Genomic DNA, 13,949 nt, shown 5'->3' with positions numbered 1-13,949 from the left:
ATATGAGTAAGAAAGAAACTTTGATAGTAACATTAGCATTATTACTATCAAATGCTATGGCAGGGTTAGACGGAACAATTGTAAATACTGCTTTGCCTGCAATAGTAAGTGATTTGCATGGAATTCAATATATGGGTTGGATAGTAGCTGTTTTTCTGTTAGGAATGGCAGTAGTAACTCCGCTTTGGAGTAAATTAGGAGAGCGTATAGGGAATAAAAGAGCGTATGAAATTTCTACATTACTCTTTGCTATTGGATCTATATTTCAAGCATCATCAAGTAATATTGTGTTCTTTTTGATTGCAAGAACTATTATGGGAATAGGTGCGGGCGGAATGAATACTTTGCCATTTATTATTTATGCAGATTTGTATACCGATTTAAAGAGAAGGGGAAAAGTTGTTGGATATGCTACAGCAAGTTATAGTGCGGCAGCTATTATAGGACCACTTATTGGTGGTTGGATAGTTGATACATTTAGTTGGCATTGGGTTTTTTATATTAATGTGCCAATTGCATTGATTTCAATACTTAGCATTCAATTCTTTTTTAAAGACAGCAAAAGAAGTTCTACAGGTAAGAAAATTGACTATTTAGGTGCTACCATAATGGTAGTTAGTTTGGTATTGCTTTTAGCAGGAATTCAAATGATAGAATCAGAACCAATAATTCTAGTTGGTATTTTAATTCTAGTTGGGCTGATTTTATTAATAGTACTGTTTAAAGTGGAAGAAAAGGCAGATGACCCTATAATACCTAATAGACTTTTTAAGAATGGTCCACTAGTAATAGATTTTATATTATTTGCCCTTTTATGGGGGGCATTTGTTGCGTTTAATATTTACATACCGATGTGGGCACAGGGATTATTAGGTCTAAGTGCTTTAATTGGAGGGGTGACTCAAATTCCCGGTTCTATTACAAACTTTGTTGGTTCAGTGGTTGGTCCATCAGTACAACCTCATATAGGAAAATATCGTACTATTGCTCTAGGAACGTTAGCTTTTTTTATTGCATTCATTGGTATGGTTTGGGCAGGTATAACAGTGCCATTATGGTTTCTATTAATAGTAGGAATATTTGAAGGCTTTGGTATAGGTTTATGCTTTAATGTATTACAAATTAGTGTACAGGAGGATGCAGAAAAACGAGATATTCCAGTTGCAACATCCTTTGCATATCTTTTACGTATTTTGAGTCAAACCTTTATGTCATCAATATACGGGGTCATTTTAAACAATGCCTTGATTAAGGGGGTTGCTGCAGCTCACGGAAAAATTACTATTTATATGCTAAATAAATTAAGTGATTCTCAAAGTGCAAGTCACCTGCCTAAAAAATTATTGCCTATTATGAGAAATATTATGTATGGTGGTTTACACAATATTATGTTGGTTGCTTTAGTTTTATTGGTGCTGGCTTTGATTTTTAATTTTGCAATATATTTTAAATCAAAAAAAAGAAATGTTACTGAAGAATTTATTGAAAGGGAAGGGTAAAATATGGAGTATAGAAAATTACCACATGGAAATGAGAAAATTAGTACTATTGGTATTGGAATGGGGTCTATCCATGAAAGTTCAGAAGAGGAAATAGAAGAAACTATAAATTTTGCAATAGATAATGGCGTGAATTTTTTTGACATGGTTGCATCAAAAGAAAAGCCTTATAAAGCATATGGAAAGGCTTTTAAGGGTAGACGTGAGAAAGTATATTTACAAATGCACTTAGGTGCTAGCTACAAAAATGGTGAGTATGGATGGACAAGAAAATTATCAGAAATTAAAGAAGAGTTCTCTAGGAAATTAGATGATTTAAATACGAATTATACAGATATGGGATACATTCACTGTATTGATGATATAGAAGACTATAACAGTATGCTATCTTCTGGTTTGTTAGATTATGCAAAACAATTGAAAAAGCATGGGATTATTCGTCATTTAGGATTTTCTTCTCATTCGCCAGAAATAGCAAAAAGATTTTTAGATACAGGACTTGTGGACATGTTTATGTTTAGTATCAATCCAGCTTATGATTATACTAAAGGAACTTATGCACTAGGATCAGTAGAGGATCGTATGAATCTATACAGAGAATGTGAAAAAGCAGGTGTTGGAATTTCTGTAATGAAACCATTTAGTGGTGGACAACTTTTGAATGCAGAAACTTCACCATTTGGTAGAGCACTAAATAGGTATCAATGTATAAAATATGCACTAGATAGACCAGGAGTGCTTACTGTACTTCCAGGAATACGTGGAAAAAAAGATTTACTTGATATTTTAAAATACTTTGAGGTAACAGATGAAGAGAAGGATTATTCTGTAATTGGAGAATTTACCCCACAAACGGCTGTTGGGAAATGTGTATATTGTAATCACTGTCAGCCATGTCCCAAGGGAATAAACATTGGATTAATTAATAAATATTATGACCTTGCTAAGGCAGGAGATTATATGGCAGAAAGTCATTATCATAAGCTTCCACTTCATGCAGAGGATTGTGTAAAATGTGGACATTGTGAATCTAGATGCCCATTTTCAGTAAAACAAGAAACACGAATGTATGAGATAAAAACTTATTTTAGCAAATAATTTAGGATTACAAATAGAGTGATAGCCATACTAAAAATTTTAGTATGGCTACTTCTGTACTAATACAAACTTATTAAGCAAATAAAAATGTACTTGGATAATAATAAGAAAACTTTGAAAAAATATTAGTAACAGCGTAAATTATTAATTGAAGAAAGAGGAGATTAGTTGTGAAAGGGAGAGAAAAAGAAGTCATTGTTTTAACAGGAGCGGGTTCTATCGGTCTTGCTGTTGTGAGAAGAATTGGAGTTGGAAAACATGTTGTTGTTGCTGATGTATATTTGAAAAATGCAGAAGATGTTGCTAAGATATTATATAATTCGGGATTTGAAAGTAGTGCATTTTTTGTGGATATTTCATCAAAAGAATCTATTTTAAGTTTAATTAAAAAGGCACAAGAATTTGGAGAGATTACAAGATTTATTAATGCAGCTGGAGTATCCCCATCACAGGCATCAATTGAAGATATTTTAAAAGTAGATTTGTATGGTACAGCGTTACTTTTGCATGAATTCGGTAAAGTTATTAAAGAAGGTGGTTCTGGTGTAATAATATCTTCTCAATCAGGTTATCGGCTTGGAGTGATTTCACAGGAACAAAGTGATTTGATGGCTACAACACCTGTAGAAAAACTACTTAAACTTGAATTTCTTAAAGCTGATAAAATAAAAGATACACTTCATGCATATCAATTATCAAAGCGTTGTAATAGTTTGCGTGTAATGGCAGAAGCGGTTAAATGGGGTAAGAAGAGGGCACGTATCAATTCTATTAGTCCTGGAATTATTATAACTCCCTTAGCCAATGATGAATTAAATGGGCTTAATAAAGAAGTATATAGAAAAATGCTCAAACTTTGTCCGGCTGGAAGAGCAGGAACACCTGATGAAGTTGCAGCAGTTGCAGAATTATTAATGAGTGACAGTGGTGCATTTATTTCAGGCAGCGATTTTTTGATGGATGGTGGTGTTACAGCATCTTATTGGTATGGAGATCTTTCACCAAGGAATAGCAAATAAAGATTTATGTATATAAATAAAGTATAATTTAAATAAAAAAACCTCTAGTATAGATTCTAAAATGATCGTACTAGAGGAATTTTAATAACTATTTATTTTTCTTAAATAACATATAAATTACACCAAGGATTATAAACCATACAGGTGTTATAAATAGGGCTACGCGAGTTTCATTGTTAAGTGCTAAAGTAATTATAACAAAAGCAAAGAATGCAAGAATTACATAGTTGGCAATTGGGTATAAGGGCATTTTAAATTTATTTTTAGAAGCGAGCTTTGTATTTTTCTTATATTTTAAGTGACAAATAACTATAATTGCCCAAATGAATATAAAACAAAAAGTTGATATGCTTGTAATAAGAACAAACACTCCTTCTGGCATAATATAATTTAAAATAACTGAAATTAAAATTACAATTGCAGAAAATATTGTAGCATTAAAAGGTATTTTATTTGAAGTTAGTTTATTCATCATTTTTGGAGCATTCTCTTCTTTTGAAAGAGAGTAAACCATACGACTTGTACTGAAAATACCACTATTACATGCAGAAGCTGCTGATGTTAATACAACGAAATTTACAATACTTGCAGCAGCAGTTATGCCTATTGCTGAAAATACTTGTACAAAAGGGCTTTTATCTGGATTTATTGAGTTCCAAGGGTAAATACTCATAATAACTGCAAGTGCACCTATGTAGAATATAATGATTCTAATTGGAATATTATTAATAGCTCTTGGAATAACATGCTCTGGATTTTCAGTTTCACCGGCTGTAAGACCAACTAATTCTATTCCAGTAAAAGCAAATACCACCATTTGAAAGGATAGAATAAAACCATGCGAACCATTTGGAAATAAACCACCGTGTTTCCAAAGGTTAGTAAAGCTAGCCGAACCGGCATTTGTAGAGAAACCACTGATAATCATAAAGCATCCAATTATAATTAGTGCTAAAATTGCAACAACTTTAATTAAAGCAAACCAAAACTCCATTTCACCAAATAATTTTACTGCCGTGAGATTCATAATTAGTAAAACAATAAGAATAACGAGACTAGGAAGCCATCTAGGTACACCTGGAAGCCAATATTGTACATAAAGTCCTGCAGCAGTTACATCGGCCATGGCAAGAGAAATCCAACAGAACCAATAAGTCCATCCAGTAATAAATGCTGCTCCTTTACCTAAATAGTCTTGTACAAAATCCACAAAAGAGTGGTAGTTCAAGTTAGAAAGTAATAATTCTCCAAGGGCACGCATAACTAAAAAACAAATTACCCCTGTTATTAAGTAGGCGAATAGAATTGATGGACCGGCTAGGTGAATAGATCTCCCCGAACCTAGAAACAGTCCTGTACCAATAGCCCCCCCGATTGCAAGCAATTGAACGTGTCGATTTTTCAAACCTCGTGATAAATTTTGATTGTCTGATTTTGATTGTTCCATTTTATCCCTCCATCTTAGTCAAAAGGCAATTAATTATAAAGCCTTTTTCTATAAAGTAATTTTGATTGGAGACACAAATGGGAATAGATAAAATCTAAAAGAAGTAATTGACAAAATATTACTTTTGTAAGATGTGTTATCTGTCCCCCTGTCCTTTTACCTGAGAGTTTCGCTTTTCACAGCTTTCTCCTTCGGTGCTCTTAAAGAGTCTCTCCAAGGGTTCATCCAATAGCGGTCATCTCTAGTTATATAATCTTAATTAGTAGAATTCCATTTTCTCTTATAAAAAATTCGTTTTCTGAATTTTATGCAAAATAAATAGAGAGTAACTTTAAAAATTAATATAAATAAATACCTGAAAGATTTACTTCTTCGGTGAATGACAAAAGTCATAACTCTCCCACTATCTTCATCTGAACTATTAAATTTTACGCTTATATACTAATACATATTTAATAAAATTGCAACATTTTTTTGTTTTTATTTAAAATCAATAGATTTTTTAGTCGTAATTACAAGAATTAAATAGATATAATTAAATAATGTTAAATTGTACTTGAAAGCTTTAATGAGGATGAATAGTAAATTTAATGATTTTGTAATGCTAGTTAGTTTTACATGTACGAATTAGATTAGGTGGATATTTAAATAATTTTTTATTAAGGTAATATAAAAATGTATAATATTAAGGAAACTATAAAAAATAGATATAGAATTATTAATGTTCATATTTTATTTGGATTCAAATAGAATTTTTGGCTTTTTTCTTGATTTTTATATTAAATTGAGCTAAAATTACCTAGTAAGACGAACTAATAAGTTTAAAAAACAAAAAATATTCACTTATATAAATCCAACAATATGGGTTGGATGTTTCTACCAAGCTGCCGAAAATAGCTATAGGACTATAAGTGTCTGCTAAAAATTATATTTAATATATAGGTTGTGAAGGTTCTAATATGTTCTGATTTTAAAAATATCCTAGATTTAAACCTATTAAGCAGTGATATTTTAGAAATCAGAATGTAATAATTTTATTACAACGTATATGTCAAGGAGAGATAAGAATGAATTATGATGTAATAATAGTGGGTGCTGGTCCAGCGGGAATATTTACTGCATATGAGCTAAAAAAGCAAAAAAAACAATCTAAAATTCTTTTAATTGAATCAGGAAAAAGTATAGATAAAAGACATTGTCCTAAGGATAAAACAAAAAAATGTATGTCTTGTAAACCATATTGCCATATTACTACTGGATTTTCAGGAGCAGGTGCATTCTCAGATGGAAAGTTATCGCTTAGCCATGAAGTAGGAGGAGACTTGCCAGAACTTGCGGGAGCTGATTTAGTACAGGAATATATAGATTATACGGATTCAATTTATCTAAGTTTTGGTGCTGATACTAAAGTTGAAGGTAAAGGAAATAATGAAGCTGTAAAAGAAATCAGAAGAAAAGCTATTCAAGCATCCTTAAAATTAGTAGATTGTCCAATAAGACATTTAGGAACTGAAAAAGCTCAAGAAATATATTTGAAAATACAAAATCATTTACTTGATAGTGGTGTTGAGATAAAGTTTGATACTACAGTTAAGGATTTATTAATAAAAGATAGTAAAATATACGGTGTAATAATTACAGATTCATTAACCAAAAGCAAGGATGAAGAAGTTTTTTCTGATAATGTAGTAGTTGCTACAGGAAGAAAGGGTGCTGATTGGTTAAAGGATATGTGTAATGCCCATGATATAAAGCATAGAGCTGGCACAGTTGATATTGGAGTTAGAGTAGAACTAAGAAATGAAGTAATGGAAAGTGTAAATAATGTACTTTATGAATCAAAGCTTATAGGACACCCTGCACCATTTAAGGATAAGGTAAGAACTTTTTGTCAAAATCCTGGTGGTTTTGTTAGCCAAGAAAATTATGATAACAATTTAGCTATAGTTAACGGACATTCTTATAAGGATAAAAAGTCTGAAAACACAAATTTAGCTATACTTAGTTCTCATAATTTTTCAGAGCCTTTTAATGAGCCTATAGAGTATGGACAAAAAGTTGCAGAACTTGTTAATATGCTTGGAAATGGAAGGATATTGATTCAGAGATATGGAGATATATTAGATGGAAAGAGAACCTGGAAGCATGAACTAAGTGAATCTAATGTAAAACATACTCTTCCAGATGCAGAAGCAGGAGATTTAACTTCAGCTATTCCATATAGAACTATGACAAATATATTAAACTTCATACAGGCTATGGACACAGTGGTTCCTGGTTTTGCAAGTAGAGAAACATTATTATACGGACCTGAAATTAAATTCTACAGTAATAGAATTGATATAGATCAAAATTTTGAAACAAATATAAAGGGCTTACACTGCTTAGGAGATTCCAGTGGTTGGACTAGAGGACTTATGATGGCCTCAGCTATGGGAGTAATGATGGGAAGAAAATTATAATTGTATAAATAAAAAGAGTTTCTTAAAATGAATAAAATCATTTTAAGAAACTTTTTTTATTAAACCAATTTAGCAATTTCAGAAATATTTGAAGTACATGCACTAAGTTCTTCGGCAGAAGATGAGATTTGTTCTGTAGCAGAGGCTTGAGTATTTGATATATCAGTAGTTTCATTTACTTTTTCATTTAAATTAGTAGCAATGTTATTTATGGTGCTTAAAATATTTTTTATGTTTGTTACGGCTTCAGCACTTGATTGAGACATTTTTTGAATTTCATTAGCCACAACAGAAAAACCTCTTCCAGCTTCACCAGCTCTTGCTGATTCAATGGCAGCATTGAGTCCTAAAAGTTTTGTGTTTTTTGAAATATGATTGATAAATTCTAATATTTTATGAGTTTCATTAATACTGTTCATTATTTTGTTAGTATAATCCTGAACTTCTAAAACTTTATTTAACAGTATTTGGGCTGATGATGCAATCTCCTCTGAAGTAGCACTTAATTCTTCGGATGAAGATTGAATAGTTTGACTTATTTCCGATAGCATGTTTTGATTTTTTAAATTTACAGCTACATTTAATGTGCCTATTATCTTATTGTCCTTACCTTTTATAGGGATCACGGAAGCTTTAAAAGGAACTCCATAAGTCTCCTTAGGCATTAATCCACTTTCTATCTTTCCTGATTCCATTGCCTTTGTAATAAGTCCTCCGTGAGGAATTTTTTTACCTTCAAGGTCACCACAATTTAGTTCATTTCCATTATAATAACATAGAAAGTTTTCTCTATCTGTTATGCCTATAGCAGTGTCAAGAGGAAAGGATTGTTGAAACAAAGGACAAGCCTTTCCTAAAAAATATAATAACAAGGAATCTTCATTATCAGTAAAATATGAGTCTAAAGTCAATTTCTCATAATTCTCTATCATATTGTATTACCCCCTTAGTATGTAAATCATATAGTTATATGAATTGATAGAAATATAAGTAAATTATAGTACAATATACAATATTAATCAACAAATTGTACTTTTAATTGATAGATAATAAGCAAAAAAATTCAATAATGACAAAATATGAAACTAGATAATTGAGAAATATATATAGATTATAAAAAAATGCAGTTATATATACAAATATGTAAAATATTGATATAAAGTTGCTTTAAGAGTATAATTTGTATTATAAAATAAAATTTCATGAAAAGGGGAGAGAATATGAGATATAATGATCTTAGAGAATTTATAAAGGTTTTGAAAGAAGAAGAACAGTTAATAGAAATTGAAGATGAGGTTATGCCGGAACCAGATTTATCTGCAATAGGAAAATCAGCCGCTGATATAGATAATGGTCCGGCTGTATGGATAAAAAGAGTAAAGGGATATAACAATAGTGTACTTTTAAATGTACATGGTTCATGGCAGAATCATGCTATTATGTTGGGGTTGCCCAAAAACACTACTGTTAAAGAACAATTTTTTGAATTAGATAAGAGGTGGTCCAATTATCCTGTAAAACCTGTATGGACAGAAGAAGCGCCTATTAAAGAAGTAGAGATAACAGAAAATATTAACCTTTTTGATATATTACCATTATTCAGAGTTAATAAATACGATGGTGGATTTTATTTATCTAAAGCTCTTACAGTTACAAGGGATCCCGATGATTTAGATAATTTTGAAAAGCAAAATGTTGGTATTTATAGAATACAAGTAAAGGGAAAAGATTCACTTGCAATTCAGCCCTTGCAATTTCATGATATAGCAATCCATTTAAAAAAGGCAGAAGAAAGAAACGAAAAGCTTCCTATAGCAATATGTATAGGTAATGAACCAGTACTAAATCTTATGGCAAGTACACCTATAGAATATGCACAATCAGAATACGAGTTTGCAGGGGTATTAAAAGGACAACCTATAGAACTCACAAAAAGCAGCAATGGTCTAGATATTCCAGCTAGAAGTGAAATAGTATTAGAAGGTTATATAATTCCAAGAGTGAGAAAATTAGAAGGACCATTTGGAGAGTTTCCAGGAAGTTATTCAGGAGCTAGACTTCAGCCAGAGATAAAAATAACTAAAGTGACTCACAGAAAAAATCCTATATTCGAGAATTTATATATAGGAATGCCATGGACAGAAGTTGATTATTTAGTTGGATTAAATACAAGTTTACCTCTTTATAGACAGTTAAAAAGAGATTTTCCTGAGGTTGCAGCAGTTAATGCTATGTATACTCATGGAATTGGAGTTATAATATCTACTAAATGTAGATTTGGCGGGTATGGAAAGTCAGTTGCCATGAGACTTTTATCAACTCCACATGGCATGCCATATTCTAAAATAATTATTGTGGTTGATGAAACAGTAGACCCATTTAATCTTCCGCAGGTTATGTGGGCGCTTACAACAAGGGTAAGGCCAGATAAAGACGTGGTTATGATTCCAAATGCACCAGGTATGCCGTTAGATCCTTCCTCAGAACCAGTTGGAATGCATACTAAACTTATTATTGATGCTACTACACCAGTGCCTCCAGACGTATCTAGAAATGTGAATGCACTTGATACGCCAGAAAAAGTGGATTATTGGTATGATTATATGAAAAATTTTATAAGGGGGAATAAATAAATGATTTGTCCAAGATGTGATTCTGAAAAAGTAGAATTATTAACAAAAGCACCTAAAGATAATGCATGGGAGGTGTATATATGTAAAGAATGTAACTTTTCATGGAGGTCTACAGAAGGTGATGATATAACAAATCCTGAAAAATATGATGAAAGATTTAAGATAAATAGAAGGGATATAGGTTCTTTTCCGGTAATGCCTCCAATTCCTAAGCTTTTAAAGGATGAAAAGTAGTGGTGATAAATTAAAAAAATAAGTACAATATATATTAAATAAAAGGAGAGGGACTAAAGGGGTTATATTACTTAAAATATAAAAGTTAGGAGTGAACATATGAGCGGTTGCATGTGGCATAAGAAAAACGAAATGATGAAAAAATATCATGATAATGAATGGTGCAAACCTAGCTATGATGACAAATATATATTTGAAATGCTTTCACTAGAAGGAGCACAAGCTGGCTTATCTTGGAATACTGTACTTTGTAAAAGAGAAGAATATAAAAAAGCTTTTCATAACTTCGATATTTTTTATTGTTCAGGGTTAAGTGATGAAGAAATTGAAGAAATAAGGGAAAATTATAAGGTTATAAAAAATATTTTGAAGCTTAAATCTGTAAGAAATAATGCAATAGAAATATTAAAAATCCAAGAGGAATTTGGGAGTTTTTCTAATTATTTATGGCAGTATGTTGAATTTAAACCTATTATAAATAGTTGGGAAAATGAATCTGATATGCCAACGCAAACAGAGTTGTCACAGAAAATTAGTAAGGATTTAAAAAGAAGACAGTTTAAATTTGTTGGACCTGTTATAATTTATTCGTTTTTGCAAGCAATTGGAATGGTTGATGATCATATGGTTTCCTGTAAATATCACTCTTTAAATAAATAAAATTACTGCTTAATTAACATTAAAGTAATAATGTTGCAGAACCTTTAGTTAAAGTCCTGCAACATTATTTATTTACAAATTTTAATTTGTCCTAATTATGCAATTCAACATTTAAAGAACTTTTATTCTTATTTGAATATTGTCTAAGGGAAGATTCAATTTCTTCAAGTGAACGATTACGTGTTTCAAATACTTTAGAATGAACAAACCATATTGAAACAAAACAGATAATACCATAACCAATAAATAAATTTCCAGTACCAAAGAAACTCAATAATGGAGGAAAGGTTAGAGAAACTATCATATTAGCACCCCAATTAATTACACTACTGAAGGAATTACCTAAACCACGAATATTTAGTGGGAAAACTTCACCAATCATTACCCACATTACGGGGCCCCAGGTTGCAGAGAAAAAAGCAATGTAAACGGTTAAAGCGATGACGCAAATAATTGAAGCAGTAAATGAGCCATTAGAGAATTTCATTGATATACTCATTACTAATAAAGAAGCGCCCATTCCTATAGCACCATATATAAGCATTTTTTTACGATCAATTTTATCCATAATTACAACTGCGATAGCAGTAACAATAACGTTAAAAATTCCAATTCCTATGTGAGCAAGTAAAGCTGCTTGAACGCCAAAACCAACTGCAGTGAAAATAGTTGGTGCATAATAAAGAACTGTATTACAGCCCATGACTTGTTGGAAAATGGCTAAACCTATCCCTATAACTAACGCAGGGCGAACAAGTTTACCAAATAACTCTTTGAATCCACCACTTTTAATTTCAGCTTGTTTCTTAATTTGAGTAAGTTCAGCAGTAACAAGTGCTTTATCATGATTGTTCATTTGATCTAGTATAGTTTTAGCATCATCAAGTCTTTTAGTTTTAACTAAGAAACGAGGACTCTCAGGCAATACTAGTCCACCTAAGAAAAGAATAGCAGCAGGAATAGCAGCAAAGCCAAGCATTACACGCCAACCAGAATAAAAACCAGAGAAACTGTAGTTAGTAATATACGCAAGTAGTATTCCACTCATTACCATTAACTGAAATAAACTTGACATAGAACCACGTTTTTTAGCAGGTGATAATTCAGCTAAATATGTTGGAATTAAGGCTGATGAAGAACCAACTGCCGCACCTAGGATTATACGTGATAAGATTAATGTCCAGAATTCTGGAGAAAAGGCTGAACCAATTGCTCCAATAAAGAAAATAATTGCAGAGAGTAATATTAATTTTTTTCTACCATATTTATCAGACATTGGTCCAATAATTGCAGCGCCAAGGACAGCACCAAGAAGAACAGCGCTAACAACAAAGCCTTGCTGCCAAGAATTTAAGTGCATTTGCTTTTCAATAAATAGAATTGCACCAGAAATGACGCCGGTATCATAACCAAATAGAAGTCCACTAAGTGCACCGAATGCATATACTAAAGAATTATTAAGCTTTAATTTCATTAAAAACATCCCCTATTTTTAGATTATTAAATAAAGTAATCGATTACAAAATGAATAAAAAATAAAAAACTACAGTGATTAATCATATTCCAAAATTTAAAAAAATTAAAAAAATAAGTGTAGTAATTACAAAATAAGTATAACACTTTAAAAAAACTTTTTCAATAGGCTTTATAAAGTTAGTTTAAAAATATTATAATTGGGTTCTTTATTATTTTATTTGATTTTGTTATATAGATTCATAACATATATATAGAATTTTAGTCTACAATGATTTGCTTATAGGCATTTTAATCAATTTTTTGTTTGTAGACTAATATATAAATAAATGATATTATTAATGCAATAAAATAGTTATGAAATTGACATGATGAGGATAAATTATGGAAAAAGAGTATGTTTGCAATTATAATTCAAAAATAGGAAAGCTCACTTTAATAAGTGATGGAGAAAATATAACAGGATTATTTATAAAAAATATAGAGTATAGTAAAAATTCAGAGATAATTAATATGTCATTAAGCAGCCTAGAAATTTTTAAAAAGGCAAAAATTTGGTTAGATTGTTACTTTAGTGGTCAAGCACCTGACTTTATACCAAATATAAAGCTGAAAGGAACAGAATTTAGAAAATTAGTTTGGAAAATAATTGGTGATATACCTTATGGAGAGGTTATAACCTATGGAGATATTGCTAAAATGGTGGCAAAAAAGATGGGCAAAACAAAAATGTCCTCACAAGCAGTTGGAGGAGCAGTAGGTAGTAATCCTATTTCTATAATAGTTCCATGCCATCGTGTTGTAGGTGCAAAAGGTAATCTTACAGGATATGGTGGCGGACTTGACATAAAGGTAAAGCTTTTAACTTTAGAGGGTATTGGTATGGATAAATTCCATATGCCTAAATGATTTTTACGATTTCACAAAATAATAAGTTGTAATAAAATGCTTGTCAGGAAAAATATTTTGAAAGGTTGTTTAAAATTGTATGAATGATTTCGATAATTCATTGGGATATTTATTAAATATTGCAGCAGCTATAAATAAAAATGCACTATTTTCTGTACTGGCACCTTATGAAATTACACCAGAGCAATTTACGTTACTTACTAAAATTTATACTAGTAGTAATGGTAAAACACAACGGCAATTGGCTAATGAAACCTATAAAGATGAAGCAAATACCACTAGAATTTTAAAAAAGTTAGAGCTAAAGGGATATGTGGAAAAGCTTCCTGGTACAAAAGATAAAAGGAATAACTTTGTTTTTATTACTGAAAAAGGTATGGAATTAATTAAAATCTTAAAGCCTTTAGTAACGGATTATAGAAAGTCTATACTTAAAAATCTTTCTGAAGAAGAAATTAAAAATATGAAAGCAATATTGAAAAAGCTTATAGAAAATTAGTAGGTTTTCGATAAAT

The 13,949-nt window shown here is 31.0% G+C and carries 12 protein-coding genes and 2 riboswitches; of the genes, 9 read left to right on the top strand and 3 right to left on the bottom strand.

Annotated features, from left to right (window positions below; genetic code table 11):
• The first annotated feature begins 2 nt into the window (after nucleotides 1-2).
• From CLFE_RS13170 to CLFE_RS13160, 3 genes are all read left to right on the top strand, one after another.
• Nucleotides 3-1,499, top strand: a complete 1,497-nt coding sequence (locus tag CLFE_RS13170; protein ID WP_077895022.1) for an MFS transporter — start codon at nucleotides 3-5, stop codon at nucleotides 1,497-1,499.
• A 3-nt stretch (nucleotides 1,500-1,502) separates the two neighbouring features.
• Nucleotides 1,503-2,597: an aldo/keto reductase gene (locus CLFE_RS13165; protein ID WP_077895021.1), complete on the top strand. Its 1,095-nt coding sequence runs from the start codon at nucleotides 1,503-1,505 to the stop codon at nucleotides 2,595-2,597.
• A gap of 170 nt (nucleotides 2,598-2,767) precedes the next feature.
• Nucleotides 2,768-3,616 (top strand): SDR family oxidoreductase, encoded by an 849-nt coding sequence (locus tag CLFE_RS13160; protein WP_077895020.1) that lies wholly within the window; start codon nucleotides 2,768-2,770, stop codon nucleotides 3,614-3,616.
• An 88-nt stretch (nucleotides 3,617-3,704) separates the two neighbouring features.
• Here CLFE_RS13160 and CLFE_RS13155 read toward each other — a convergent pair whose 3' ends face one another.
• Entirely contained in the window at nucleotides 3,705-5,063 is a 1,359-nt protein-coding gene (locus CLFE_RS13155) for an amino acid permease (RefSeq protein WP_077895019.1), read from the bottom strand.
• Between the two features lie 138 nt (nucleotides 5,064-5,201).
• Nucleotides 5,202-5,290, bottom strand: a riboswitch (glycine riboswitch).
• A 596-nt stretch (nucleotides 5,291-5,886) separates the two neighbouring features.
• Nucleotides 5,887-5,991: riboswitch (purine riboswitch) on the top strand.
• A 139-nt stretch (nucleotides 5,992-6,130) separates the two neighbouring features.
• On the opposite strand from CLFE_RS13155, the gene CLFE_RS13150 reads away from it, so the two are divergent.
• Nucleotides 6,131-7,525 carry an NAD(P)/FAD-dependent oxidoreductase gene (locus CLFE_RS13150; protein WP_077895018.1) on the top strand — a complete coding sequence of 465 codons (1,395 nt, stop codon included), beginning with the start codon at nucleotides 6,131-6,133 and terminating at the stop codon, nucleotides 7,523-7,525.
• A 59-nt stretch (nucleotides 7,526-7,584) separates the two neighbouring features.
• Here CLFE_RS13150 and CLFE_RS13145 read toward each other — a convergent pair whose 3' ends face one another.
• On the bottom strand, nucleotides 7,585-8,457 hold the full coding sequence (locus tag CLFE_RS13145; RefSeq protein WP_077895017.1) for a methyl-accepting chemotaxis protein: 873 nt from the start codon (nucleotides 8,455-8,457) through the stop codon (nucleotides 7,585-7,587).
• Between the two features lie 288 nt (nucleotides 8,458-8,745).
• On the opposite strand from CLFE_RS13145, the gene CLFE_RS13140 reads away from it, so the two are divergent.
• The 3 genes from CLFE_RS13140 (at nucleotide 8,746) to CLFE_RS13130 (ending at nucleotide 11,052) form a co-directional block, all read left to right on the top strand.
• Nucleotides 8,746-10,158 (top strand): non-oxidative hydroxyarylic acid decarboxylases subunit C, encoded by a 1,413-nt coding sequence (locus CLFE_RS13140; protein WP_077895016.1) that lies wholly within the window; start codon nucleotides 8,746-8,748, stop codon nucleotides 10,156-10,158.
• Nucleotides 10,159-10,392 carry a non-oxidative hydroxyarylic acid decarboxylases subunit D gene (locus CLFE_RS13135; protein WP_077895015.1) on the top strand — a complete coding sequence of 78 codons (234 nt, stop codon included), beginning with the start codon at nucleotides 10,159-10,161 and terminating at the stop codon, nucleotides 10,390-10,392.
• A 99-nt stretch (nucleotides 10,393-10,491) separates the two neighbouring features.
• The gene (locus CLFE_RS13130) at nucleotides 10,492-11,052 is read left to right on the top strand and encodes a DNA-3-methyladenine glycosylase I (RefSeq protein WP_077895014.1); all 561 of its coding nucleotides are present in this window, start codon (nucleotides 10,492-10,494) and stop codon (nucleotides 11,050-11,052) included.
• 91 nt (nucleotides 11,053-11,143) lie between these two features.
• Here CLFE_RS13130 and CLFE_RS13125 read toward each other — a convergent pair whose 3' ends face one another.
• Entirely contained in the window at nucleotides 11,144-12,526 is a 1,383-nt protein-coding gene (locus CLFE_RS13125; protein WP_077832082.1) for a sugar porter family MFS transporter, read from the bottom strand.
• 383 nt (nucleotides 12,527-12,909) lie between these two features.
• Between CLFE_RS13125 and CLFE_RS13120 the strand changes: the two genes are divergently transcribed.
• Together CLFE_RS13120 and CLFE_RS13115 are read left to right on the top strand one after the other, a co-directional pair.
• The gene (locus CLFE_RS13120) at nucleotides 12,910-13,434 is read left to right on the top strand and encodes a methylated-DNA--[protein]-cysteine S-methyltransferase (protein ID WP_077832081.1); all 525 of its coding nucleotides are present in this window, start codon (nucleotides 12,910-12,912) and stop codon (nucleotides 13,432-13,434) included.
• Between the two features lie 79 nt (nucleotides 13,435-13,513).
• On the top strand, nucleotides 13,514-13,933 hold the full coding sequence (locus CLFE_RS13115; RefSeq protein ID WP_077895013.1) for a MarR family winged helix-turn-helix transcriptional regulator: 420 nt from the start codon (nucleotides 13,514-13,516) through the stop codon (nucleotides 13,931-13,933).
• Nucleotides 13,934-13,949: the final 16 nt, after the last annotated feature.

This window comes from Clostridium felsineum DSM 794, assembly GCF_002006355.2.
Taxonomy (GTDB): Bacteria; Bacillota; Clostridia; order Clostridiales; family Clostridiaceae; genus Clostridium_S; species Clostridium_S felsineum.
Note: the sequence above shows the minus strand (reverse complement) of the source record. Positions and strands in the feature narration are given on the sequence as shown.